This window comes from Isoptericola halotolerans, from assembly GCF_013149785.1.
Taxonomy (GTDB): Bacteria; Actinomycetota; Actinomycetes; order Actinomycetales; family Cellulomonadaceae; genus Isoptericola; species Isoptericola halotolerans.
Map to the genome: position 1 here is coordinate 398,531 of NZ_JABEZU010000001.1, position 24,252 is coordinate 422,782.

At 74.0% G+C, this 24,252-nt stretch carries 25 protein-coding genes and 1 riboswitch; of the genes, 10 read left to right on the forward strand and 15 right to left on the reverse strand.

Annotated features, from left to right (window positions below; genetic code table 11):
* Positions 1–52 precede the first annotated feature (52 nt).
* On the forward strand, positions 53–1,036 hold the full coding sequence (locus HDG69_RS01960; protein ID WP_171782102.1) for a phosphoribosylaminoimidazolesuccinocarboxamide synthase: 984 nt from the start codon (positions 53–55) through the stop codon (positions 1,034–1,036).
* Here the strand turns inward: HDG69_RS01960 and HDG69_RS19505 are convergent.
* The gene (locus HDG69_RS19505; RefSeq protein WP_171782103.1) at positions 1,014–1,547 is read right to left on the reverse strand and encodes a DUF4190 domain-containing protein; all 534 of its coding nucleotides are present in this window, start codon (positions 1,545–1,547) and stop codon (positions 1,014–1,016) included. The genes HDG69_RS01960 and HDG69_RS19505 overlap by 23 nt on opposite strands.
* A gap of 218 nt (positions 1,548–1,765) precedes the next feature.
* Here HDG69_RS19505 and purS point away from each other — a divergent pair, with 218 nt between their 5' ends.
* The 3 genes from purS to HDG69_RS01980 all read left to right on the forward strand — a co-directional run bounded on the left by purS (position 1,766) and on the right by HDG69_RS01980 (position 3,375).
* Entirely contained in the window at positions 1,766–2,038 is a 273-nt protein-coding gene (gene purS, locus HDG69_RS01970) for a phosphoribosylformylglycinamidine synthase subunit PurS (protein WP_171782104.1), read from the forward strand.
* On the forward strand, positions 2,038–2,769 hold the full coding sequence (gene purQ, locus HDG69_RS01975) for a phosphoribosylformylglycinamidine synthase subunit PurQ (RefSeq protein ID WP_171782105.1): 732 nt from the start codon (positions 2,038–2,040) through the stop codon (positions 2,767–2,769). The genes purS and purQ overlap by 1 nt, the downstream gene beginning before the upstream one ends.
* 96 nt (positions 2,770–2,865) lie before the next feature.
* Positions 2,866–3,375 carry a GNAT family N-acetyltransferase gene (locus HDG69_RS01980; protein ID WP_171782106.1) on the forward strand — a complete coding sequence of 170 codons (510 nt, stop codon included), beginning with the start codon at positions 2,866–2,868 and terminating at the stop codon, positions 3,373–3,375.
* 86 nt (positions 3,376–3,461) lie between these two features.
* Here the strand turns inward: HDG69_RS01980 and HDG69_RS01985 are convergent, their stop codons facing one another.
* Genes HDG69_RS01985 through HDG69_RS01995 form a run of 3 tightly spaced genes read right to left on the reverse strand, consistent with a single transcriptional unit; the run spans position 3,462 to position 6,227 of the window.
* Positions 3,462–4,349 carry an LLM class flavin-dependent oxidoreductase gene (locus HDG69_RS01985; RefSeq protein ID WP_171782107.1) on the reverse strand — a complete coding sequence of 296 codons (888 nt, stop codon included), beginning with the start codon at positions 4,347–4,349 and terminating at the stop codon, positions 3,462–3,464.
* A gap of 40 nt (positions 4,350–4,389) precedes the next feature.
* Positions 4,390–5,181, reverse strand: coding sequence for an MBL fold metallo-hydrolase (locus tag HDG69_RS01990; RefSeq protein WP_171782108.1), 792 nt, complete (start codon positions 5,179–5,181; stop codon positions 4,390–4,392).
* Positions 5,181–6,227: an LLM class flavin-dependent oxidoreductase gene (locus HDG69_RS01995; protein ID WP_171782109.1), complete on the reverse strand. Its 1,047-nt coding sequence runs from the start codon at positions 6,225–6,227 to the stop codon at positions 5,181–5,183. The genes HDG69_RS01990 and HDG69_RS01995 overlap by 1 nt, the downstream gene beginning before the upstream one ends.
* Positions 6,228–6,351: 124 nt before the next feature.
* On the opposite strand from HDG69_RS01995, the gene HDG69_RS02000 reads away from it, so the two are divergent.
* The gene (locus tag HDG69_RS02000) at positions 6,352–7,068 is read left to right on the forward strand and encodes a hypothetical protein (protein ID WP_171782110.1); all 717 of its coding nucleotides are present in this window, start codon (positions 6,352–6,354) and stop codon (positions 7,066–7,068) included.
* Between the two features lie 105 nt (positions 7,069–7,173).
* Complete coding sequence (locus HDG69_RS02005) at positions 7,174–8,229, forward strand: FUSC family protein (protein WP_171782111.1); 1,056 nt, start codon at positions 7,174–7,176, stop codon at positions 8,227–8,229.
* On the opposite strand, the gene HDG69_RS02010 is transcribed toward HDG69_RS02005, so the two are convergent.
* From HDG69_RS02010 to HDG69_RS02035, 6 genes are all read right to left on the reverse strand, one after another.
* Entirely contained in the window at positions 8,230–9,501 is a 1,272-nt protein-coding gene (locus tag HDG69_RS02010; protein WP_171782112.1) for an O-succinylhomoserine sulfhydrylase, read from the reverse strand. It abuts the gene before it with no gap.
* Positions 9,498–9,953, reverse strand: coding sequence for a rhodanese-like domain-containing protein (locus tag HDG69_RS02015; protein WP_171782113.1), 456 nt, complete (start codon positions 9,951–9,953; stop codon positions 9,498–9,500). Before HDG69_RS02015 ends, HDG69_RS02010 begins: the two co-directional genes overlap by 4 nt.
* A 188-nt stretch (positions 9,954–10,141) precedes the next feature.
* A complete protein-coding gene (locus HDG69_RS02020) occupies positions 10,142–10,723 on the reverse strand; it encodes an OmpA family protein (protein ID WP_171782114.1) in 582 nt (193 codons plus the stop codon).
* 5 nt (positions 10,724–10,728) lie between these two features.
* A complete protein-coding gene (locus tag HDG69_RS02025; protein ID WP_171782115.1) occupies positions 10,729–11,385 on the reverse strand; it encodes a hypothetical protein in 657 nt (218 codons plus the stop codon).
* 100 nt (positions 11,386–11,485) lie between these two features.
* Positions 11,486–12,730, reverse strand: coding sequence for a protein kinase domain-containing protein (locus HDG69_RS02030; RefSeq protein ID WP_171782116.1), 1,245 nt, complete (start codon positions 12,728–12,730; stop codon positions 11,486–11,488).
* The gene (locus HDG69_RS02035; RefSeq protein WP_171782117.1) at positions 12,727–13,341 is read right to left on the reverse strand and encodes an RNA polymerase sigma factor; all 615 of its coding nucleotides are present in this window, start codon (positions 13,339–13,341) and stop codon (positions 12,727–12,729) included. The genes HDG69_RS02030 and HDG69_RS02035 overlap by 4 nt, the downstream gene beginning before the upstream one ends.
* Before the next feature lie 90 nt (positions 13,342–13,431).
* A riboswitch (SAM riboswitch) is annotated at positions 13,432–13,547 on the forward strand.
* Between the two features lie 31 nt (positions 13,548–13,578).
* Here HDG69_RS02035 and HDG69_RS02040 point away from each other — a divergent pair.
* The gene (locus HDG69_RS02040) at positions 13,579–15,015 is read left to right on the forward strand and encodes an aminotransferase class V-fold PLP-dependent enzyme (protein ID WP_171782118.1); all 1,437 of its coding nucleotides are present in this window, start codon (positions 13,579–13,581) and stop codon (positions 15,013–15,015) included.
* 15 nt (positions 15,016–15,030) lie between these two features.
* On the opposite strand, the gene HDG69_RS02045 is transcribed toward HDG69_RS02040, so the two are convergent.
* Entirely contained in the window at positions 15,031–15,501 is a 471-nt protein-coding gene (locus tag HDG69_RS02045) for a redoxin family protein (RefSeq protein ID WP_171782119.1), read from the reverse strand.
* Positions 15,502–15,573: 72 nt separating this feature from the next.
* On the opposite strand from HDG69_RS02045, the gene HDG69_RS02050 reads away from it, so the two are divergent.
* Positions 15,574–16,044 carry a MarR family winged helix-turn-helix transcriptional regulator gene (locus HDG69_RS02050; RefSeq protein WP_171782120.1) on the forward strand — a complete coding sequence of 157 codons (471 nt, stop codon included), beginning with the start codon at positions 15,574–15,576 and terminating at the stop codon, positions 16,042–16,044.
* A 14-nt stretch (positions 16,045–16,058) separates the two neighbouring features.
* Here the strand turns inward: HDG69_RS02050 and HDG69_RS02055 are convergent, their stop codons facing one another.
* From HDG69_RS02055 to HDG69_RS02070, 4 genes are all read right to left on the reverse strand, one after another.
* Positions 16,059–17,507 (reverse strand): amidase, encoded by a 1,449-nt coding sequence (locus tag HDG69_RS02055; protein WP_171782121.1) that lies wholly within the window; start codon positions 17,505–17,507, stop codon positions 16,059–16,061.
* Between the two features lie 83 nt (positions 17,508–17,590).
* Positions 17,591–18,580 (reverse strand): MaoC/PaaZ C-terminal domain-containing protein, encoded by a 990-nt coding sequence (locus tag HDG69_RS02060; RefSeq protein ID WP_171782122.1) that lies wholly within the window; start codon positions 18,578–18,580, stop codon positions 17,591–17,593.
* Positions 18,577–19,926 (reverse strand): 3-oxoacyl-ACP reductase, encoded by a 1,350-nt coding sequence (locus tag HDG69_RS02065; protein WP_171782123.1) that lies wholly within the window; start codon positions 19,924–19,926, stop codon positions 18,577–18,579. Before HDG69_RS02065 ends, HDG69_RS02060 begins: the two co-directional genes overlap by 4 nt.
* 16 nt (positions 19,927–19,942) lie before the next feature.
* Positions 19,943–21,286, reverse strand: coding sequence for an acetyl-CoA C-acetyltransferase (locus HDG69_RS02070; RefSeq protein ID WP_171782124.1), 1,344 nt, complete (start codon positions 21,284–21,286; stop codon positions 19,943–19,945).
* Between the two features lie 90 nt (positions 21,287–21,376).
* Here HDG69_RS02070 and HDG69_RS02075 point away from each other — a divergent pair, with 90 nt between their 5' ends.
* Positions 21,377–22,102 (forward strand): TetR/AcrR family transcriptional regulator, encoded by a 726-nt coding sequence (locus HDG69_RS02075; protein WP_171782125.1) that lies wholly within the window; start codon positions 21,377–21,379, stop codon positions 22,100–22,102.
* Positions 22,102–24,195, forward strand: coding sequence for an acyl-CoA dehydrogenase family protein (locus HDG69_RS02080; protein ID WP_171782126.1), 2,094 nt, complete (start codon positions 22,102–22,104; stop codon positions 24,193–24,195). Before HDG69_RS02075 ends, HDG69_RS02080 begins: the two co-directional genes overlap by 1 nt.
* Positions 24,196–24,252: the final 57 nt, after the last annotated feature.

The following is a 24,252-nucleotide window of genomic DNA, read 5'->3' on the forward strand; positions in this document are numbered from 1 at the left end:
TGTCCTCGGACGCCGACGTCACCGGTCGAGCGGCAGTGAGAGACTGGGCGCCGTGACCGACGCGCGCCCCTCGACCACGCCCGACGCCTTCGCCGGCGGCCCGCTCCCGCTGCCCGGCTGGCGGCACGTCTACTCCGGCAAGGTCCGGGACCTGTACGCCCCGGACCTGCCCGCGCTGGGCGGCGTGCACCCGCTGGGCGACGTCGTCCTCGTCGTGGCGAGCGACCGGGTCTCGGCCTACGACCACGTGCTCAGCCCCGGCATCCCGGACAAGGGCGTGGTCCTGACCCAGCTGAGCCTGTGGTGGTTCGACCAGCTCGCGGACCTCGTCGACAACCACGTGGTGTCGATCGAGCCCAGCGCCGAGCCGGGGGACGGGCTGGTCCCCGACGTCGTCGTCGGGCGCGCCATGGTCTGCCGGCGGCTGGAGATGTTCCCGGTGGAGTGCGTGGCCCGCGGCTATCTCACGGGGTCAGGGCTCGCGGAGTACCGCGCGAACGGTGAGGTCACCGGCATCCCGCTGCCCGACGGCCTCGTGGACGGCTCGCGCCTCCCGGAGCCGATCTTCACCCCGGCCACCAAGGCCGAGGTCGGCGAGCACGACGAGAACGTGTCGTTCGACGAGGTGGCCCGGCGCGTCGGCGACGACGACGCCGCTCGCCTGCGCGACCTGACGCTGGCGGTCTACGGCAGGGCCGAGGAGATCGCCCGCGAGCGTGGCGTCATCCTCGCGGACACCAAGCTGGAGTTCGGTGTGGTGCCCGACGGCGCCGCGGGCGCCGGGCGGATCGTGCTCGGCGACGAGGTGCTCACCCCGGACAGCTCGCGCTTCTGGCCCGCGGACTCGTGGGAGCCGGGGCGCGCCCAGCCGAGCTTCGACAAGCAGTTCGTGCGCGACTGGCTCACCTCGGACGCGTCCGGGTGGGACCGCGCGAGCGACGGCGTGCCACCCGTGCTGCCGGACGACGTCGTCCGGCGCACCCGGGACCGCTACCTCGAGGCGTACGAGCGGATCACGGGCGCGGCGCTGCACTGAGCGCGTCGGTCGTCAGGTCCGGCTCCAGCTCCACGGACTGCTGGGAGAGCTCGTTGATGCCCTCCTGGACGCCGTCCTGGAACTCCTCGGTGGTCACGATCCAGAGTAAGAACGCCACGAGCAGCGTCCAGGCGATCGTGCTCAGCACGCCGAGCACGAGGCCCGCGATGGCGAGGCCCCTCCCGGAGCGGCCGGACCTCTTGGTGCGGACCATGCCGGCGATGCCGAGGCCGACGGCGAGCAGCGCCGTGCCGAGCAGCCCTGCCACGAGGGCTGCGATGGCGACACCGTCCGTGCCTGCGGGCTGCTGCTGCGGCGCGGGGTAGGGCGACGGCCCGCTCGTCGGTGGCTGGGCCGGACCGTAGGGCGCGGCGCCCTGGGGCGGACCGTAGGGAGAGCTGCTCGGCGCCGGCGTCGTGCCGGGAGCGCCGTACGGGTCCGCGGGCCCCGGTCGCGCGGGGCCGGCGTCGTCGGGCGGCCGGTAGGGGTCGGGCGAAGAGGTCGACGTCACGAGGTTCTCCCAGGGTGTTCGAGGTCGTGTCCGACCTCGACCCTAGCGGCGCCCACCGATGTCGGGCGAGACACGGCACCGGGCCGACGGCGGGTAGACTGACCGCGGAATCCCGCCGTCGTGCTCCCGCCCCGTCTCGCGCCGCGTCGTACGCACCGCTCGCGCGCGGACCGGGAACCCGGAGCGACGGCCCGTGCTGAGCCCCTGAGGAGCCCGAAGTGGGACGCGTCGTCGTCGAGGTCATGCCCAAGCCCGAGATCCTGGACCCCCAGGGCAAGGCTGTGGTCGGGGCGCTGCCGCGTCTTGGCTTCACCCAGTTCTCCGGTGTCCGCCAGGGCAAGCGGTTCGAGCTCGAGGTCGACGGCGAGGTGACGTCGGAGGTCCTGGACGCCGCGCGCCAGGCCGCGGAGACGCTGCTGTCGAACCCGGTCATCGAGGACGTCGTGCGGGTCGCCGACGCCTCCGAGGAGTCGGCCGGAGCGGTGGCCTGATGAGCGCCGGCTCCGCCAGCACCACCTTGGACAGCGCCCGGATCGGCGTCGTCACGTTCCCCGGCACGCTCGACGACCGCGACGCCGCCCGGGCGGTCCGCCTCGCCGGTGGTGAGCCGGTGTCGCTGTTCCACGCGGACGGCGACCTGCAGGGCGTCGACGCCGTCGTCCTGCCCGGCGGCTTCTCGTACGGGGACTACCTGCGGGCCGGGGCGATCAGCCGGTTCGCGCCGGCGATGGACGCCCTCGTGGACGCCGCCAAGGGTGGGTTGCCGGTGCTCGGCATCTGCAACGGCTTCCAGGTCCTCACCGAGGCGCACCTGCTGCCGGGGTCGATGATCAAGAACGACCACCTGCACTTCGTGTGCCGCGAGCAGGTGCTCGCCGTCGAGAACGCCGAGACGGCCTGGACCAACGCCTACACCGCGGGGCAGCACATCACCATCCCGCTGAAGAACCAGGACGGCCAGTTCGTCGCCGACGAGCGCACCCTCGACGAGCTCGAGGGGGAGGGGCGCGTCGCCTTCCGGTACGTCGGGGGCAACCCGAACGGGTCGCGCCGCGACATCGCCGGCATCTCGAACGCGGCGGGCAACGTCGTCGGCCTCATGCCGCACCCCGAGCACGCCGTCGAGGCAGGGTTCGGCCCGGACAGCCCTGCCGGGCAGCGTGCGGGCACCGACGGGCTCGGCTTCTTCACCTCGGTGCTGGCGTCCCTCGTCCACGCATGAGCACGAGGAGCCCCCGCGGAGGTGCGCCGAGGGACGAGGTGTGCCGGAGCGAGGCACCGCAGGGTTCATGCGCAGGGAACCCCTCATGAGCCACGCATGACGGCTCAGACCTGCACCAGCACCGTCGAGGTCGGCGAGGTGCCGTGGGACCACCCCGACGCCGTCGCGCTGCGCGCGGAGGCGGTCGCGGACCTCGGACGCCGCTACGGCGGTGACGAGGACGCACGTGAGGTCATCGACCCCGCCACGATCGTGACGACGGTGCTGGCCCGGCTCGGTGGCGCCGTCGTGGGCTGCGGCAGCGTGCGCGACGTCTCCGGCACGCGCGACAACCGCGGCCCGGCGTCGACGCACCCCGCGGCGACCGGAGAGGTCAAGCGGGTGTTCGTGGCACCGGCGGCTCGCGGTCACGGCGTCGCCCGCTCGATCATGGGCGACCTGGAGCGCACCGCGCGGCGGGCAGGGTTCCGCCGCCTCGTGCTGGAGACCGGCACCGCGCAGCCCGAGGCCATGGGGCTCTACGAGACGCTCGGGTACGCGTCGATCGAGTCCTACGGCCGGTACGCCGCCGAGGCGGACCAGCGCTGCTACGGCAAGGACCTCTGACCCGGCCCTCGCTCCGGCACGCATCACTCGGCAGTTCTGGTTCCACTCGGCAACTCCAGCAGCCGAGCGGAGCTGGAACTGCCGAGTCAACCGACCGACGTCAGCAGCGGCCGCACCTCGGCACCGAGGAACCGTGCGAACGCCGGCAGGTCCGGCTCGGAGGCGCTCGGCTGGATCGCCACGGCCGTGGCCCCGGCGTCGACGAGCGTCCGCACCGCCGCAGCGATCGACGCGGCGTCGCCGGCCGCGCCGATCCCTCGTCCCGGTTCGGCACCCCACTGCGGCAGCTCGGCGTCGAGCCGCTCCTGGGCGCGGGGCCCTGTCGTGGCGATGAGCGTGGCGTGCACGTCGGTCAGCTCTCGCCCGGCGTCCTGCGCGGCGCTCCGGGCCGCCGCCACCGACCCCCGCACGTCGTCGGGCGTCAGGGCGTTGGCGAGGATCAACCCGTCGCCGAGCTCTCCCACCAGCGCGAGCGACCGCGGGCCCACGCCGCCCAGCCACAGGGGGACCGGCTCCGTCGGCGGCCAGTCGAGCCGGACGGCGTCCAGCGAGACGTAGCGGCCCGACGTCGTCACCTCGTCGCCGGCGAGCAGCCGTCGCAGCGCCTCGGTGTGCTCGCGCAGCAGCGTGAGCGGCGACGAGACCCGCACGCCGGACTGGCCCATCCACTCCTGGACGCCGTGCCCGACACCGGGCACGAACCGTCCGGGGAAGGTGCGTGCCAGGGTCGCGACCTCCATGGCCGTGACGGCGGTGCTGCGCAGGGGGACGGGCAGGAGCCCGAGACCGACCCGGATCCGGTCGGTCCACGCGAGCGCCGCGGCCGCCGAGGCGAGTCCGCTCTGCTTGAAGCAGTCCTCCCACACCCACAGGTCGTCGAGCCCTGCGGCTTCCGCCGCCTCGGCGAGCGCGCGCAGGGTCTCGGGGGCGTGCGTGGGGACGTGGGCGATGCCCAGACGAACGTCGGTGGTCATGCGCCCATCGTGCCGCACGGTGCCGACAGGGCGGCAGGCCTCAGGTGTCCGTGCTCGGGAGGGTGCGCAGGTAGTGGAGCTGGGCCGCCACCGACTGCCGTGCGGCGCCGATCACCGACGCGTCGACGTCCGCGTACACGCGCGCGACGACGTCGCCGACCGTGGCGTCGGACCCGAGCTCCGCCAGCACGGCCCGGACCTGGTCGAGCCGTTCCAGGCGGTGCTCCCGGTAGGCGCGGACGGCGGTACCCAGGTCCTCGATCACCGGACCGTGCGCGGGCAGCCCCCGGCGGCCGTCACCAGCACGCTCCAGCACGTCCAGGCTGGCGAGGTAGTCGCCCAGCGACCCGTCCGGTGCCGCGATGACCGTGGTGCCCCGTCCGAGCACCGTGTCGCCCGTGAGCACCACCGGGTCCTCGCCGGGCGCGCGGACCACGAAGGACACGGAGTCGGCGGTGTGTCCCGGGGTCGCGAGCACCTCGATCCGCAGACCGGCGGCCTCGATCACCTCGCCTCCGCGCAGGGGCGCGGCCGAGGCGCCGTGGCAGTGGGCGAGGTCGGCCGCCCGCACCGGGGAGCCGGTCATGGCGTGCAGGGCGGTCGAGCCGGCGGTGTGGTCGGCGTGCCGGTGCGTGACGAGGACGAGCTCGACCGGACCGGAGGCCAGCGCACCGAGGTGGACGGCGTCGTCGGGCCCCGGGTCGACCACGACGGCGCTCGGCGCCCCCGGTGCGCGCAGCACGTACGAGCGGGTACCGTCCAGCGTCATCGGGCCCGGGTTGTCCGCGCGGCGCACGGACGCGAAGGGGGTGACCGGTGCCAGCCCGGGCATCACGCCATGGCCTCGGCCAGCAGCTCGAGCGTCGCCACCCGGCCGGGCGTCGCGTCCAGGGGTTCGGTGGCGTACGTGCCGGCCACGGGCACGACCATCACCTCGTCGACCTGGTGCCGGTCGGCGAGCCGGCGGATCTCGGCGGCGGCGTCGTCGGGCGTGGCGATCAGCCACCGGCCGCGCATGTCCTCGATCATCTGCTGGCCGAGACCGTCCAACGGCGTGGCCAGTGCCTCCTCCACCGTCTCGCTGCGCCCCATCGGCTTGCCGGTGCGCAGCCGAGCCATCGCGCGGAGCTGGGGGAGCGCCCGCTCGTGGGCCTCGTCGCGCGTCGGGGCCACGACCGCGTTCACGGTGAGGAAGGTCCGCGGTTCCGGGTGCTCGGCCGACGGGCTGTAGCCGTCCCGGTAGAGGGCGAGCACCTGGTCCATGCCCGCTCCCGAGAAGTGGTTGGCGAAGACGTACGGCAGGCCGAGCTCGGCGGCGAGGCGCGCCGAGTAGTCGCTGGAGCCGAGCAGCCACAGCGTCGGTGCCGAGTCGGCCGCCGGGGTCGCGTGCACGTCGTACACCTTGCCGTCGGTGAGCCGCAGCCGGGCACCGTCCGGGGACATGAGCGACTGGATGTTCTGCACGTGGTCGGGGAAACGGTCCACGTCCGAGGTCGGCCCGGACGAGCGCAGCAGCGCCGTCACCACCGGGTCGGACCCCGGTGCCCGGCCGATGCCGAGGTCGATCCGTCCCGGAGCGAGGGCCTCCAGCGCCGCGAACTGCTCGGCGACCACCAGCGGGGCGTGGTTCGGCAGCATCACGCCGCCCGAGCCGACCCTGATCCGGGAGGTGCGGGCGGTGGCGGCCGCGATCATCACCGGCGGCGTGGAGGCGGCGACGGCCGCCATGTTGTGGTGCTCGGCGAACCAGTAGCGCTCGTAGCCGAGCGCGTCGGCGCGCTCGACGAGCGCCATCGAGGAAGCCAGCGCCTGGGCGCTCGACTGCTCGGTGCGGACCGGTACCAGGTCCAGGACGGAGAGGGCGGGCGAGGTAGTCATCAGACCGGTGAACGCTCGCCGCGGGGCCGAGCATTCCGACGGTCCTCTCATCGTCGTCTCATGAACGCCCGGTAGCGTCCGCCCAGCACTGAGACGATCCACGAACGCACCCGGGGGAATGGGCATGCAGCACGTCCGGCGCGTCGCAGAGACGCTCGGCGTCCGGCGCGGACCGGCCGCCACCGTGCTGGCCATGTGCTGGGGGACGCTCGCGATCCTCGTCGTGGCGCACGTCGGGTTCCGGCAGTACCGGGTCCCGGGTGACGTGGACTTCGCCCTCGGTCGTGAGCGCGGGTACGGCGAGGTCTTCTTCATGATCATGACGATCTGGTGCGTCGCGCTCTGCCTCGCCCTGATGTGGCGCCTGCGCGCCCCGGTGATGGGTGGCTGGGCGCTGGGGTTCGGCATGTTGTTCGTCGACGACTGGTTCCAGCTCCACGAACGGTTCGGCGCCGTGCTCGGACCGTCGCTCGGGGTGCGCAACGCGCTGGGTGAGATCGTCTGGCTCGGCGCCCTGGCCCTCGTGGTCGGGGTCGCGCTGGTCGTTCTCCACCTGGTCGCGCCGGCCGGGACGAGATCCATCTCGGCCGTGCTGTTCGGCCTGGCTGCCGCGCTGGCGGTGGCGGGCGTCGGGATGGACTACCTGCACTCGCTGACGTCCGGGCACGGGCGGTGGCTCAACACCGTCATGATCATCCTGGAGGACGGCGGCGAGATCCTCGTGATGTGCCTGGTGACCTGCTACCTCTTCGCGGTACAGGCGCTCGGTCACCGTCCACGGGTGAGCGGCTGGTTCGGCCGGGTCACGGGCGTCCCGGCCGAGCATCGCGCCCTGCGCTGACGGCCGGCGCATGCTCCTCGTCCGGTCTCCGGGTGCGGCGGACGCCCGCCGCGCCCACCATCAGCTCAGGGACGGCGGGGGCTGGACCGGGAGGTGGCGGACAGCATGGACCGACGCAAGGTGGTCAGAGCGTTGGCGAGGGTGCACCGGACGTGGTTGCGTCACCCGCGCTGGTCGTTGGCGAGCCGGGGCGCGCTCGCCGCGGGCATCGCATGGTTCGTGGGGGTCCTCGCCCCCGCCCCGTTGTCCGACTACCCGTACTACGCGCCGCTCGGCGCGGTCATCGCCACCACGAGCACCCTGGTGCGGTCCGTGCGGGACTCGGTCCAGGTCACCGCGGCGCTGCTCGTCGGCGCCGGGATCGCGCGGGCGGCAGATGTCTTCCTGTCGCCCGGGGCGCTGTCGGTCGCGCTGGTCGTGGGTGCCTCGCTCCTCATCTCCGGTTGGCGGGGCTTCGGCGAGATGGGGAGCTGGGTCGCGACGTCGGCGATCTTCGTGCTGATCCTCGGCAACGTCGACGCCCTGGAGTACGTGGGGTCCTTCGCCGGTCTCGTCGTGGCGGGTGCCGCGGTCGGGGTCGCGATCAACCTGGCGCTGCCTCCGCTGCCGCTGAGGCTGACAGAGGACGCGCTCGAGCAGCTCAGCGACGTCCTGGCCGACGAGATGGAGGATCTGGCGGACGACCTGGACGAGCCGGGAGCGTTGGTGGTCGACGCCTGGGACCTCCGCCGCCGAGCGGTCCACGGGACGCTCGACCGGACCCGTGCGGCGGTCGAGGGGATCCGCGAGGCGGGCCGGGCCAACGTGCGGGTGCGCCGTCACCGTCGCTGGAGCAGGGGCCAGGAGGTCCGGTCCCGGGAGCTCGAGACGGCGGCGGCCTCGGTAGAACAGGTGCTGGGCCTCCTGGTCGACGTCACCGCCCCGATCGACCTCGGTGTGTCGTTGCGGTCGGCCCTGGTGGACGCCCTGCGGTCCACGGCCGCGGTGCTGCGCGCGGACGCCTGGGACCCTGAGCGGGACGAGCTGGTCGATCGCCTGGCCGAGGTGGTGCGGGAGTTCGAGCGAAGGGTCCGGGAGGAGGCCCCGCAGGTCGAGGTGGAACTGGTCGCCGGAGCGCTGGTCGTGTCGCTGCAGCGCGCCGTCGAGGCCTTCCGGGAGTGATCAGGCCCGCAGCGCCTGCTCCACGTCCTCGATGATGTCCAGCGGGTCCTCGAGCCCGACGGACAGCCGCACCGTCGTGTCGGTGATCCCGACGGCGGCACGCCCCTCCGCGCCGAGCTTGCGGTGCGTGGTGGTGGCCGGGTGGGTCATGATCGACTTGGCGTCGCCCAGGTTGTTGGACAGGTCGATGATCCGCAGGGAGTCGAGGAACGCGAAGGTGTGCTTCTTCGCCTCGTCCGGCCCGGCGCCGTCGGGCACGGCGAGCTCGAAGGTGACGACGGTGCCTCCTCCGGTCTGTTGCGCCTTCGCGAGCTCGTGCTGCGGGTGCGAGGGCAGGTACGGGTAGAGCACGCGCGCGATCTCCGCACGGCCCTCGAGGGCCGTGGCGACCTGCAGGGCGGCGGCGTTCTGGGCGCGCACCCGGACGTCGAGGGTCTCGAGCCCCTTGAGCAGCACCCAGGCGTTGAACGGGCTCATCGAGGGCCCGGTGTGCCGCAGGAAGGTCTGGACCGGGCCGGCGAGGAACTCCTCGGACCCGAGGATCGCCCCGCCGAGCACGCGCCCCTGCCCGTCGATGTGCTTGGTCGCGGAGTAGACGACGACGTCGGCGCCGAGCGCGAACGGCTTCTGCAGGATCGGCGTGGCGAACACGTTGTCGACCACGACGACGGCGCCGGCCGCGTGGGCGAGCTCGGCCACGCGGCGCACGTCCACCAGGTCCTGCATGGGGTTGGACGGCGTCTCGAAGAACACGACGTCGGCGGGGGTGGCGAGGGCCTGCTCCCACTGCTCGGGGACGTGTCCGTCCACCAGGTCGACCTGCACGCCCCACGTGGCGAGGATCTCGTCGTAGATGACGTTGGTCGAGCCGAACAGCGCGCGGGCGGAGACGATGCGTGAACCGCTGGACACCAGGGCCGCCAGCGTGGTGAACACCGCGGACATGCCGCTGGCGGTCGCGTAGCAGGCCTCGGCGCCCTCGATGAGGCGCAGCCGCTCCTCGAAGGTGCGCACGGTGGGGTTGCCGTAGCGCGAGTACATGAAGCGCGAGGTCTCGCCGGCGAACGCCGCCTCGGCGTCGGCGGCCGAGGAGTACGTGTAGCCCTGCGTCAGGAAGAGGCCCTCGGACATCTCCTCGAAGTCGGAGCGGCGGTGACCGCCGCGCACGGCGAGCGTGGCCGGGCGGACGCCGTCGGGCAGCGGGCCACGGCCGGAGCCGCCCGGCCTGGTGGCGTCGGCGCCGGGCCCGGTGGGGACCTCGGCGCCGGTCACGCCGTGGCCTCGTCGTAGGAGCCCCAGGGCAGTCCGCGCACCTTCCAGCCCTGCTGGTCGCGGACGCCGCCGAAGCCGGGTGCGCCCTCGAAGCCCTCGAGGACGTTGTAGGACGGCCCGATGCCGGCGGACGTGGCCAGGCGGGCGGCACCGATGGAGCGCTGCCCCGAGCGGCACAGGAAGACGACCGGCTTGTCGGGGCCGACGCCGGCGGTCTCCAGCTCGGCGAGGAACGCGGGGTTGGGCCGACCGTCCGCGGTGACCCACTGGCTGAAGACGGTGTCCTTGCCGAGCCCGGTGACGTCGGGGACGCCGACGGTGCGCCACTCGCCGTCGGTGCGGACGTCGACGAGCACGGCGTCCGGGTCGGCGGAGAGCAGGTCCCAGGCCTGCTGCGGGGTGATGTCCCCGGCGTAGCCCTGCGCGGGGCGGGCCTCGATCGGTGCGGTCATGGCACTCCTCCCATCGGTCGTGGCGGTAGCACCGCGTCCGAGGGCTGAAGGCCCCCGCGGGTTGCTGCGGCGTCGACGTGCCACGTCACTCGGCCGCTCGGGATGGTCAGGGCGATCGTACGACACCGCGTCCGTTGGATGGACAGTCCGTCTCGCAGGCTGGGCACCGGGTCGGGTGCACACCGCGGTCAGCCCTCGTAGCGGAGCTCGACGCGACGGTTCTGCTCGCGGGCCTCGGCCACTGCGTCCTCGTCGCCGCGCTCGTCGACCTTGAGCCGGCTCTCGCCGAAGCCCTCGACGTCCAGGTCCAGGTCGTCCCGGGCCTGCTCGATCGCTGCGGCGACGGCATCTGCGCGCCGTTCGGACAACCCTTGGTTGAACTCCGCGGTGTCGACCGTGTCGGTGTGACCGTGGACCTTCACCGTGGCGTCCTGAGGGATGTCGGCGACCAGCTCGCCGACGCGCCGGACCGCGTCGTCGGACAGCTCCGACTCCGAGGGGTCGAAGAGGATGTCGGAGGACAGCGTCACGACCGTCTCCTCGTCCTCCTGCTCGACCGTCTGCACCTCGTGGACGCTCCGGGCGGGGTCTGCCCAGGAGGTGACGGAGCGGCCCGGGTCGGACCACTCGACGATCGACTGGGCGATCTCCCGGGGCGTCGGGTCCTCGAAGCCCAGTTCCTCCGGTGTGGGCCACTCCGCGGTGGACGGGGTGGAGGCCACGAACGCCAACGTGAGCGCGGCGGCGAGGTGGATGCTGTGCGCGGGCACGCGGATCACTCCCCGGAGGTCAGCGGGACGTCGTCGAACACGGGCCACGAGCTGCTGATCTGGACGTCGACGGCCGAGACGTCGTCCTGGGGGGCCGCGAAGAAGATCTGGAACCCGATCGACTCGCCCTGGGCCGCCTCGGCGTCGTGCCAGTTGGCGTGGTGGATCGGCTGGTACGTCTTCAGGTGGGCGCGGTCGACGAGCTGCGGCCTGTCCGTGCCCAGCAGGGTGTACACCGAGGACAGGCCGTTGCCGCTGCCCACGAACTGGGGCGTCAGGACCAGGCGTAGCTCGGTGGTGCTGCCGTCGGTGGTCAGCGACTCGATGCCGACGCGTACGTCGTCGTCGGTGCCGGGGAGGGTGAAGGTCGCGTCGGCGACGACCTGGTCGGGGTCGGCAGGCGTCACGCCGATGACATCCGTCCGGGAGGCGTCGGCGGTGGTGTCGTTCTCGGGCGCCGGGGTCGCGGCGTCGTCGTCGCTGACGTCGTCGCCCTCGTCGTCTGTGTCGGGATCGGACGGTGCCCCGTCGGTCTCGGGCTGCGTGCTGCTCTGGACGGCCTCGCCCTCGAACGTGGCGTCCTCGGTGCCGAACAGCGCGCAGCCGGACAGGCTGAGCGAGGCGAGCAGGGCGACCGGGACGAGTCGGGTGATGGTGCGCATGGCGTTCTCCTTGATCGGTGGACACCTGGTGGGTCGTCGAGCAGCCCGGAAAAGTTGCATGCGGGGGCGCGCCGATGTCATTCGATGATGTCGGTGCTGGTCATGGCGTGACCCGCAGGGGAAGATCGGCCTCGAGCGGGCGGTCGCCGTCGCGAGTCTGGAGGCGTACCCGCGCCTGGCCGGTGGACGCCGGCGTGAGCGTGATCGACGGTTCGTCGGCCACGTACTGACCGGTGGGCAGCACCCAGACCCAGTGCTCGGTCCCCGCGACGTCGGCCACGAAGGTGGCTGTCTCGCCGACGGAGACCTGCGTGGGCCCCTCGATCGCCACCCGGACGGTATCGGTCCGGTCCGGTGGCGCCGGGCCGGGGCCGAGCAGCGCACCCAGCGTCAGCCCTGCGACCAGTGCCGCCGTCGATGCCGTCGCGGCGACGCGGACCGTCCGTCGCCGCCGTGGCGGTGCGTCCGGTGCGTCCTGCGCGGGGGCGGCAGCGACGGGCTGTGCGTCCTGTGGTGGGCGCGGCACGGGTGGTGGGGTGAGCGCGCGCTCGACGTCGGCGAGCCACTGTGCGGCGTCGTCGTGCCGGTCGGTGGGGTCTGCGGCCAGGGAGCGGTGCAGGGCGTCGTCCAGCGCGTCGGGCAGCTCGGCGCCGTCGCACAGCCATCGCATCAGCGCCGACATGGCCCACAGGTCGGCTCTGGTGTCGACGCGTCCCGGCCCGGCGGACTGCTCAGGCGGACGGAAGCCCTCGGTGCCGCCCGCCACGGTGAGCCCGGAGCTGACCGCCAGGTCTTTGCACATGCCCAGGTCGGCGACGAGCAGACGTTCGTCCTGGGCGACGACGCGTCCGGGCGCGGTGCCGTGCGGTGTCTCGTCGGGCGCCGCGGTCGTGGCCTCTGCCGACGTCAGCAGCACGTTGCCGGGGCTGAGGTCCCGGTGCACGATCTGCACGCGGTGCACGGCCTCGACGGCCGCTGTCAGGCCGCGGGCGACGGCGAGCACGTCGTCGACGGACGCCGTCCACCCGCTCGAGCGCAGGCGTCGCACCCGGTCCCGGAGCGTGCCCCGGTCGGCGCGCTCCAGCACCAGGAACGGCTGCTGACCTGCCGACTCGCCGATGTCGTGCACGGCGACCACGTGCGGGCTCCGGACTCGCCGCAGCGCGCGACCCTCGGCGATGAACCGTTCGCGGACCTCGGGGTTGATGCTGTGGTTCTCCGCGAGCACCTTGACGACGACGTCGTCGTCGAGCCGGTCGTCCCGGGCGGCGTGGACGGTGGCGAAGGAACCGGCGCCGAGCACGATCCCCAGACGGTAGCGGCCGACCCGTGACGCGCCCGTCACATCTCCCCCAGGCGGGCCGCGACCAGCGCGCGACCCCGGGAGACCTGGGCCTTGACGGTGCCGACCGGGCGGCAGAGCCGTTCGGCGACCTGCGCGTAGGTGAGACCATCGATGTCCCGCAGCGCCACCGGTGCGCGGTAGATCTCCGGCAGGCCGGACAGGGCGTCCCGGACGCTGGCGCGTGTCGCCAGCATCGAGCTCATCCGTTCCCCGGGGCCGATGTCGTCGTCGGGCAGGGAGGTGGTGGCGCGGCGCCGGCGCAGGTGGTCCACGACGCGGCGCCGGACGATGCTGTGCACCCAGGTCGTCACCCTGGACGTCCCGGCGAAGCCGTGGATCGACGTCGCCACCGAGATCAGCACGTCCTGCGAGACGTCGTCCACGTCGTTCTCGTCGAGGAGGGCGGCTCGTACGAAACGCCGGACCACGCCGGAGTCGTCGAGGAGCTCGACCAGCAGCTCGACGGCGAGCTCGTCGCCGTCGGCCGCGTACCGGGCGAGCGTCGCGAGGGCGTCGTCGTCGGCGGCCTCGAAGGCGATCCGGCGCGCCGTCGCGGGGTCCGCACCCTCCAGTGCCCGTGCCAGGCCGTCGAGCATCCCGTCCCCCCGCATCGATCTCCGATCGATCCTATCCATACCAGATGATGAGACATGGAGCCCACCTGTTGACACCGCCCGTGTCGATTGGTGACCATGACGACAGGTCATGAGCGCCAGCGCGAAGCCCCGGCTCGCTGGCCGGCAACCCTCCCCTCGCGGCGGGGTGCCCCGGGTGACGACCAGGCACGGCGCCGACCGGCGTCCGGCAAGCGCGGGGAGGCCCCTCCCCGAACGAACGAGGAGGACGTCATGACCACGCTCACCGAGCACCCCGCCTGTCCGGGCACGGACGCCACCGTCGCGGACCTCGCCCCGCTGCTGCCCGTCGTCGGGCACGAGACGCTCGCCCCCCTCGTCGACGGCCGGCGCGTGCCGTACGCGAACCTCGACGTCGCCGCCTCGGCCCCGGCGCTGCAGGCCGTCGCCGACCGCATCACCCGCACGCTGCCGCTGTACGCCTCCGTGCACCGCGGCGCCGGCTACCTCTCGCAGGTCTCCACCTCCCTCTACGAGGCGGCGCGACGCACGATCGGTGCGTTCGTCGGTGCCCGCGAGGACGACGCGACGCTCATCGTGCGCAACACCACCGACGCGCTCAACCTGCTCGCCGGTTGCCTCCCGACCTCCGACGACGGTGCCCCCGGCCGCGTCCTCGTCCTCGACGTCGAGCACCACGCGAACTTCCTGCCCTGGCAGCGCGGCGCCGACGCCACCGTGCTGACCGGCCGGGCCACGGCCGCCGAGACGGTCGTCGCGCTGCGTGACGAGCTGACCGCGGGTGCCACGTCCGGGCGGCCCTACGCGCTGCTCGCCCTGACCGGTGCCTCGAACGTCACCGGCGAGGTGCTGCCGGTCGCCGACATCGTGGCAGCGGCCCACGCCGTCGGCACGCGCGTGCTCCTCGACGGGGCCCAGCTCGTGCCGCACCGCCGCTTCTCCCTGGCCGGGACCGGCGTCGACTACCTGGCCTTCTCCGGGCACAAGACGTACGCGCCGTTCGGCGCCGGGGTGCTCGTCGGCCGGCGCGACTGGCTCGACGCCGGCACCCCCTACCTGGCCGGCGGCGGCGCCGTGCGCAGCGTGCGCGTGGACGGCACCGAGTGGCACGACGGCCCCGCCCGGCACGAGGCCGGCTCGCCGAACGTGCTCGGCGCCGTGGCGCTCGCGGCCGCCTGCGAGGCGCTCGCCGACGTCGACGGCGAGACGTTGCGCGAGCACGAGAACGTGCTGCGCGGCCGCCTGGTGGCCGGGCTCGAGACGATCGACGGTGTGGAGATCGTGCGGCTGTGGCCCGACGCGGCCGACGCCGTCGGGGTCGTGACGTTCACCGTCGACGGCTACGAGCCGGGTCACGTCGCGGCCTACCTGTCCGCCGAGCACGGCGTCGGGGTGCGGGACGGCCGGTTCTGCGCGCACCCGCTGCTCTCCCGCCTGGGGTACGGCGCCGGCGCGGTCCGCTCGTCGGTCGGGGTCGGCACGGCCGGCGAGGAGGTCGAGCGGCTCGTGGCCGCGGTCCGGACCCTCGTGACCGAGGGGCCCCGGGCGCGCTACGACGTCGTCGACGGCCTGTGGATCGTGGTGGACGACCCGCGCCCGGTGCCGGAGGGCTCCGGCCTCGAGGGGCTGCTGGCCACCGCCGGCCCGGGCCGCGACGAGGCCTTCGGCTGCCTGCCCGAGGACGCCTGACCCTCCGATCTCGCGTCAGCGGGGGGCGAGTGCCGCGCGCACCTCGTCCGCCGAGAAGCTCGACACGGGCAGGGCAGAGGTGCGGGCCGAGCGCACCGCTCCGCCGTCGTCGACCACGAACGTGCCGCTGTGCTGCAGCAGGGCGATCTTCTGCAGTCCCACGTCGGAGTGGTCGCCGGTGGCCCAGACCTCGGCCAGCGGTGCCCGGCGCGCCGCGCGCCCGGCGGCCGTGGCGGCCTCGGGGGAGGACCCGGGGGCCAGGAGCAGGAACGCCGCGCCGTGCAGCTCCCCGGCGTCGTGCATGCGCTGGACCGTGGCCGCGTGCGCGAGGCAGACCGGGCACGTCGCCGAGCGCATGAAGTGCACGACGGCGGGGCGCCCGGCCAGCACGTCGGCGAGCGTGCGTCGCTGCCCGTCGGGAGCGACGAGCCCCAGCGGCGGCAGGGTGGTGCCCAGGGCGGGGTGGTGCGAGGCGTCGATGCTCATCGGGGTCCTCCGTCGTAGACTGGAGCCTTATCGTCAATCGGCTTGCGCATATTGTCAAGGGAGTTGCCTAGTTTGTACGACGAGACGCTCGCCCGGCTGGCCGCCGGTGCCCGCGACGACCTGGGCTTCCTCCTGCTGACCGCGGCCGACGCCGTCGTCGCGGCAACCCTCGCGGAGGTGGCCGGCCAGGGGTACCCGCAGATCCGCCGCGTCCACGTGCCCGTCTTCGTGCACCTGGACCCCGACGGCACCACGATCAGCACCCTCGCCGCCCGAGCGGGCGTGACGCGGCAGGCGATGACCGGCGTCGTGCGCGAGCTCGAGGAGGAAGGGTTCGTGAGCACCGCGCCCGACCCCGAGGACCGGCGCGCGCGGCGGGTGTCCCTCACGGCCTCGGGCGCCGAGTACTGCCGGGCCGCGACCGCCGCCAGCGAGCGGCTCAGCGCCCGGTGGGCCGACCGCCTCGGTCCGGAGGCGGTGGACGTGCTGCGCGACCAGCTCCGTCAGCTCGCGGCCGGGTCGTCGCCGACCGTCCCCGACTGAGCGGGCCGGCGGGGTCACCAGGTCGGCGGGCGTCGCTCCGGCCAGCGCAGCACGTCCTCGAGCTGGGCCGCCAGGGCCAGGAGCGTGAGCTCGCCGCCCGCGCGACCGATGATCTGGACGCCCATCGGCAGGCCGTCCTGCGTCCAGTGCGTCGGGACGGTGATCGCCGGCAGCCCGGCCACGTTGAGCCAGGACGTGAAGGGCGTGTACTGGCACTGCTGGGCGAAGTTGCGGTCCGGGTCCTCGGCGTCGAACCAGCCGACCGGCCGCGGCGTCATCGCCAGCGCCGGGGTGATGACGGCATCCAGGGAACCGAGCCCGGCGATGATCCGCCGCTCGAACGCGGACAGCACCCGCAGTGCCTCGACCAGCTCGCGTGCCGGCACCTCGCGACCCCGACGGACCAGCCAGGCGGTCAGCGGCTCGAGCTGCTCCAACGCCGCGGGGTCGTCGATCGGGACCGCAGACGCCCCGGCCATCCACAGGCTGCGGAAGGCGTCCCCGTACTCCGGCGCCGGGTCCCAGACATGGTCCGCGAGCTCGTGACCCAGCCCGGCCAGCGCCGCCACCCCTGCCTCCAGGGCCGCCGTCGCGTCCGGGGCGACGGTGATGTCGTAGTAGTCGTCCCAGGCCGACCAGGTGCTGACGCCGAGCCGGAACCGGCCGCCGTCCTCATCCCGCCCCGCGACCTCGCCGCGCTGCGCCGCAGCAAGGTAGGCCCCGGCGTGCTCGGCCGGGGTGCGCAGCGTGAACGGGCGCCGCACCGCGCCGCCGGGGTCGCGGGCGAGCATGCCCTCCAGGAGCAGCGCGGTGTCCGCCGTGGTGCGGGCGAGCGGGCCGTTGGTGACCAGCCCGCCCGCCGACTCCACCCCCGATCCCGACGGCAGCAGCCCCCGCGAGGGCTTCAGCCCGACCACTCCGCAGGCCGCGGCCGGGATGCGCACCGACCCGCCGCCGTCGGACCCCGGGGCGAAGGGCAGCATCCCGGCCGCCACCGCGACGGCCGCGCCACCGCTCGACCCACCCGCTCCGCGTCCCAGATCCCACGGGTTGCGCGCGACCGGTCCGGCGAGCGGCTCGGTGTAGGCGGGAAACCCGAGCTCGGGGGCGGTGGTGCGGCCCAGGCTGACGCTGCCGGCGGCGTCGAGGTCGAGCACCACGCCGTCGGAGACCTCCGGGACGAACCCGGCCAGGGCCCGCGAACCGAACGCGGTCGGTACGCCGGCGCGCGCGAAGAGGTCCTTGTCCGCGGTCGGCAGGCCCCACAGGGTGCCCGACGGCGGGCCGAGGGTCGCGGCGCGCTCGCGCGCCAGCTCGGGAGTCACCAGGGAGAACGCGCCGAGCTCGGCGTTGCGGGCCGCGATGCGCGCCAGGAAGTGCTCGGTCGCCTCGGCGGGTGTGAGCTCGCCGGCCCGGAGCCGGTCGCGGAGCTCGACGGCGGTCAGCTCGTGCAGGGCATCCATGCCCCGACCCTACGACGGTGCCGAGCAGGAGGTTGGGCCCGCATTGACGGCCCAAAGCGGGCGCAACCTCCTGCTCGGCAGCCTCACAGGGGTGTGACCGTCCCGCAGAAGTGCTGCAGCCGCCGGCGTCCGTTCCACCCGACGTAGGCGAACCCGTCCGTCTCCGGGGTGATCGCCACGTCCACCGTCCCGGGCAGCAGCACCGGTTTGGCGAACTCCACCGTCCAGCGGTAGGCGTCGCCGCGCACGTGCCCGACGTCGGCCAGCGCGCGGGCGGCGGTGTACATGCCGTGGGCGATCGCCCGGGGGAAGCCGAAGGCCTTCGCGGACAGGGCCGACAGGTGGATGGGGTTGCGGTCGCCCGACACCGCGCCGTACGCGCGGCCGGTGCCGGGACCCAGCGCCCAGCGGCCGGTGGGCAACGGAGGGTGCCAGTCGGCGCGGGGTGACTCGTCGCCGGTCGGCGCGTCCGGGAGCTCGAAGCCCTTGGCGAGATAGGTCGACACCCCCCGCCAGGAAGGCTGCCCGCCGTCGGCCCCGCTCTCCGCCCAGACCTCGGACACCAGGTCCACCTGCACGCCGCGCCGGTGGGGGCGCAGGTTCTCCGCCCACGCCCGCACCTCGAGGACGTCGCCGACCCGTACCGGCCCGCGCAGCTCGACGGCGTTGGCCAGGTGCACCATCCCCAGCAGCGGCAGGGGGAAGTCGCCGCGCACCATGACGGCCGTCGCCAGCGGGAACGCCAGCACGTGCAGGTACCCGGCGGGCAACGTGTCGCCGACCGGTTCGTGCAGCAGGCGTTGGTACTCGTGGAGGTGCCGGGCGAGGCCGGTGGTCGTCACACCCGGGACGCGGTAGGCGACCTCGGGCAGGGCGAGGTCGGTCGCGGCACCGGGGTCGTGGTCCGAGCGACCGGAACCGATGCCCGGCAGCCCCGGCAGGGCGCGCCCGGCAGCGATCCGGCCCGACGCCGCGGCGCCCCGTGCGTAGAGGCCGCCGAGCCCGGGGAGGCTCGGCTGGGTCTCGACGTGCAGGGCGGTGCCGTCGCCGGTCCGCAGCGGCTCGGCGGTCACTGGCCCACCAGGTGCTGCCCGCAGACCCGCAGCACCTGTCCGTTGACCCCCGCGGCGGCCGGGGAGGCCAGGAACGCGATCGCCTCGGCGACGTCGACCGGCCGTCCGCCCTGCGCGAGGGTCGGCAGCCGGCGGGCCACCTCGCGGGTGGCGAACGGGATGCGGGACGTCATCTCGGTCTCGATGAAGCCGGGGGCGACGGCGTTGGCGGCGCCCCCGCTCGACGCGAGCAGACCCGCGGTGGCCCGGGTGTGCCCGATGACGCCTGCCTTGGAGAACCCGTAGTTCGTCTGCCCCTTGTTCCCCGCGATGCCGGACGTCGAGGCGAGCGACACGATGCGCAGCCCTTCGATCCCGGCGGCGAGCAACGTCTCGTTGATCCGCAGCTGCGCGGCGAGGTTCACGGCGACCACCGAGTCCCACTGCGCCGACTTCATGTTCGCCAGCAGCTTGTCCCGCGTGATCCCGGCGTTGTGCACGACGACGTCGAGGCGACCGTGGCGCTCGCGGGCATGAGCGAGGATGCGCTCCCCGGCGTCGTCCGTCGTGACGTCGAGCTGCAGCGCGGTGCCGCCGACGGCGTTCGCGGTGGCGGCCAGCGCCTCCCCGGCGGCGGGGACGTCCACGCAGACCACCGTGGCACCGTCGCGGGCCAGGACCTTGGCGATCGACGCGCCGATGCCGCGGGCGGCACCGGTCACGACGGCCACCTCGCCCTCCAGCGGGCGGCGGCCGGTCGTCTCGGACCCCGTGGTGGCGTCGGTGGGCCCGACGCGCAGGAGCTGGCCGTCGACGTACGCGCTCCTGGCCGACAGGAAGAAGCGCAAGGTCGCGAGCGCCGACGTCGAGTCCACGCCGGCGCCGTCGGTGAGCACCACGCCGTTGCCGGTGGCTCCGGCGCGCAGCTCCTTGGCGACCGAGCGCAGGAACCCGTCGACGCCGTTGCGGGTGGCGGCCAGCGCGGGGGAGTCGCCGTCGGCGGGGGCGCGGGACACGGTGACGACGCGCCCGTTGCCGGCCAGCCGCCGCAGCACGGAGCCGGCGGCGAGGACGGTCTCGGCGACGTCGGTGGGTGCGGCGGCCTCGGTGAGCACCAGGACGACGGCGCCCCAGCGGACGTCGTCGGTGGGCTGGCGGCGGACGTCGAGGTCCCAGCCGAGGAGCGCCTGGGCGAGCGCGTCGGCGTCACCCTTCGAGGCGCCGTCGGACAGCACGAGGACAGGGCCGACGGTGAGCGGGTCGCCGGCGCGGTACCGGCGCAGGATCGCCGGGCGCGGCAGGCCCAGCTTCTTGGCGAGGGTCTTGGTGAACCCGGAGTTGACGGCCTGGGTGTAGCGGTCGGTCATCGGTTTCCTTCCCGGCTCAGACGGACTCGACGATGGCGGTGGCCCCGAGGCCGCCGGCGGCGCAGACGGAGATCAGGGCGCGGGCGGGCTCGCCCGTCTCGGCGGCGCGCTGCGCGACGAGCTTGGCGGCGGTGGCGACGATCCGGCCGCCGGTGGCGGCGAACGGGTGGCCGGCGGCCAGCGAGGAGCCGTTGACGTTGACCTTGCTGCGGTCGACGGTGCCGAACGCCCCGGCGAGGCCGAGCTCGTTCTTGCCGTAGTCGGCGTCCTCCCAGGCGGCCAGCGTGGTCAGCACGGTGGAGGCGAAGGCCTCGTGGATCTCGAAGAAGTCGAAGTCGTCGAACGACAGCCCGTTGCGGGCCAGGAGCCGCGGCACGGCGTGCGCCGGCGCCATGAGCAGGCCTTCGTGGCCGTGCACGAAGTCGACGGCGGCGGTCTCGGCGTCGACGAACCGGGCGAGCACGGGCAGGTCGTGGGACTCGGCCCACTCGCGCGAGCCGAGCAGCACGGTGGAGGCGCCGTCGGTCAGGGGGGTGGAGTTGCCGGCGGTCATGGTGGCGGGCGTCTCGAGGGACCGGCCGAACACCGGCTTGAGGCTCGCGAGCTTCTCGATCGAGGTGTCCGCGCGGAGGTTGTCGTCGCGGGTCAGGCCGCGGAACGGGGTGACGAGGTCGTCGAAGAACCCGGACTCCCACGCGGCGGCGAGGTGCTGGTGGCTGGCGAGCGCGATCTCGTCCTGCGCCTCGCGGGAGATCTCCCAGCGGGCGGTGGTGATCGCCTGGTGCTCGCCCATGGACAGGCCGGTGCGCGGTTCGTCGGTGGCGGGGGCCATCGGCTTGAGGTCGCCGGGGCGGATCGTGGCGAGCGCCTTGGCGCGGGCCTGCCAGGTCTTGGCGTGCTGGGCCTCGAGCAGCGCGCGGCGCAGGCCCTCGCTGACGGCGATGGGAGCGTCGGACACGGTGTCGGTGCCGCCGGCGACGCCGGAGTCGATCTGGCCGAGCCGGATCTTGTTGGCGACGTTGATGGTCGCCTCGAGGCCGGTGGCGCAGGCCTGCTGGAGATCGAAGGCGGGGGTGGTGGGCGACAGGGAGGAGCCGAGGACGGACTCGCGGACGAGGTTGAAGTCGCGCGAGTGCTTGAGGACGGCGCCGCCGACGACCTCGCCGAGGCGTTCGCCCTGCAGGCCGAAGCGGGCGACGAGGCCCTCGAGCGCTGCGGTGAACATCTCCTGGTTCGAGGCGTCGGCGTACTTCTTGCCGGCGCGGGAGAACGGGATGCGGTTGCCGCCGACGACGACGGCGTCGCGGACGTCCGGCCGGGCGCCGGCCGCGGGGGCGGGGGTCTGCTGGCGAGTAGCCACTGCGTGCTTCCTTACACTCCGACGATTTCAGGTAGTACTCACAGTACCTGATACTCTGATTCTCGTGAGACGAGTCACAGGGGGTGGCCGATGACGGTCGCAGCGCAGGGTTCCCAGGCCGGCCCGAGGGCCGACGGCCGCTCGACCCGGTGGGACGACCACCGCGCCCAACGGCGGACCGCGCTCGTGCGCGACGCACGCCGGGCGATCCACGAGCTCGGCCCGGGCGCGTCGATGGACGAGATCGCCGCCGTCGCCGGAACCTCCAAGTCGATCTTCTACCGGTACTTCGACGACAAGGCGGGCCTGCGGCTCGCCGTCGCGGAGGCCGTCGTGGCCGGCATGCACCGCAAGCTCGCCGAGGCCGCCCACGAGGCACCCACCCCGCACGCAGCGCTGCGGGCCATGGTGCGCGTCTACCTGCAGACCATCGAGCGCTCACCCCACGTCTACTGGTTCGTGACCCGCACGGCCATCGGCGGCAACGGCCCCGACGACGGCACCTCCGGTCGGGCCGAGGCCCTCGGCGCCTACCTGGACTCGGTCATCACGCTCGTCGCCGAACCGGCGGCCCAGGCCGCCGGCGTCCCGCAGTCCACGGCGGCCGCCTGGGCCGCCGGGGCGGTCGGGTTCGTGCGGGGCACGGGGGAGTGGTGGCTCGGCCACACCCTCGCCGCGGGCCTGACCCGGGACGAGCTCACCGACCAGATCACCACCTGGCTCTGGAACGGACCGGTCGGGGTGCTGCACCACGGCACCGCGGACCGGGCCACCGAGACGACGGAAACCACCCCCACCGAGAAGCAGGAGTCCTGATGACGACGACGTCCGACCGTACGGCCCAGCACGACAGCGCCACCTCCCCGGGCAGCGCGGACGAGCGCATCGACGTCGGCGGGCTGTCCGAGCTGCTCCTGGGCCGGTGGCCCGAGCACCGCCGCGCGGCCCGTGCCCGCGCCGGCGACCCGCGCTTCCACAAGGACGAGACGCTGACGCCGGCCGAGCACCGCGAGCGCACCCTCGAGCAGATGCGCGAGATGGTCGCCGAGGAGGACAAGCTCTCCTGGCTGGCCTTCCCCGAGCGCATGGGCGGCCTCGACCAGCCCGGCGCGAACCTCGCCTGCTTCTCCGAGCTGGTCGCGGCCGACCCGTCGCTGCAGATCAAGGCCGGCGTCCAGTGGGGACTCTTCGGTGCGGCGATCCTGCACCTGGGGACCCCCGAGCAGCAGGACCGGCTGCTCCCGGCCGCGATGGACCTCACGGTCCCCGGCGCCTTCGCGATGACGGAGACCGGGCACGGCTCCGACGTCGCCTCGATCGGCACCACCGCGACCTACGACCCTGCGACGGAGGAGTTCGTCCTCGACACGCCGTTCCGCGGCGCCTGGAAGGACTACCTCGGCAACGCGGCCCAGCACGCCACCGCCGCCACGGTCTTCGCCCAGCTCATCACGAACGGCGTGGACCACGGGGTGCACTGCTTCTACGTGCCGATCCGCGAGACGCTGGCGGACGGCTCCGCTGGGCCCTTCCTCCCCGGCGTCGGTGGCGAGGACGACGGCCTCAAGGGCGGCCTGCGCGGCATCGACAACGGTCGCCTGCACTTCAGCGGCGTCCGCGTCCCGCGCGCCGACCTGCTGGCCCGCTACGGCTCCGTGGCCCCCGACGGCACCTACTCGTCGCCGATCGACAGCCCCGGTCGCCGCTTCTTCACCATGCTGGGCTCGCTCGTCCAGGGCCGGGTCTCCCTGGACGGGTCAGCCGTCAACGCCGCCAAGATCGGCCTCGCCATCGCCGTGAAGTACGGGGCCGAGCGCCGCCAGTTCGCCGGTCCGGGGGTCGATGAGATGGTCATCCTCGACTACGCGACGCACCGCCGCCGCCTGTTCCCCCGCATCGCCGAGGCGTACGCCGGGCACTTCGCCAACGAGCGCCTGCTCGACCTGTTCGACGACGTCTTCTCCGGCGAGCACGACACCCCCGAGAACCGCGAGGACCTGGAGACGACGGCGGCCGCCCTGAAGTCGACGTCGACGGCCTTCGCGCTCGACACGCTGCAGGAGTGCCGCGAGGCGTGCGGCGGTGCCGGCTTCCTCACGGAGAACCGCATCACCTCGCTGCGTGCGGACCTGGACGTCTACGCCACGTTCGAGGGCGACAACACGGTGCTGGCCCAGCTCGTCGCCAAGCGGCTGGTGGGCGACTACGGCCGCGAGCTGAAGGGGGCCACCAAGTCACCCGCAGGCATGGCCCGGTTCGTGGTGGAGCGTGCCGCGGACGCCGCCCTGCACCGCACCGGTCTGCGCCGTGTCACCCAGGCGCTCGCCGACGTCGGGGACCCGCGCCGGGCCGCCGGGCACCTGCGCGACGCCGAGACCCAGCGCGAGCTGCTCGCGGACCGGGTCGCCACGATGGTCGAGGAGGTGGCCATGGCCCTGCGGCCCGCGCAGAAGGCGGCACCCGCCGAGGCCGCCCGCATCCTCGACGAGAACCAGGTGGCGTTGGTCGAGGCGGCCCGCGCCCACGCGGACCTGCTGCGCTGGGAGGCGTTCACCGACGCCCTGAGCTCCATCGAGGACCCGGCCACCCGTCGCGTCATGACCTGGGTGCGCGACGTGTTCGGGCTGACCGTCATCGAGCGGAACCTCACCTGGTACCTGCTGCACGGCCGTCTCTCGGACCAGCGGGCCCGCACGGTCACCGGCTACGTCGACCGGCTGCTGCTCCGCCTGCGTCCGCACGCCGTCGACCTCGTGGACGCCTGGGGCTTCGGGCAGGAGCACCTGCGCGCCAAGATCGCCTCCGGTGCGGAGGCCGAGCGGCAGGACGAGGCGCGGGCGTACTACGCGACCCGGCGCGCGAGCGGTGCCGCGCCGGTGAGCGAGAAGGCGCTGAAGAAGAAGCGCTGACCGTGGTGTGACCGGCACGGGCGCGGGACGTGGCCGCCCCCTCGGCGGCCACGTCCC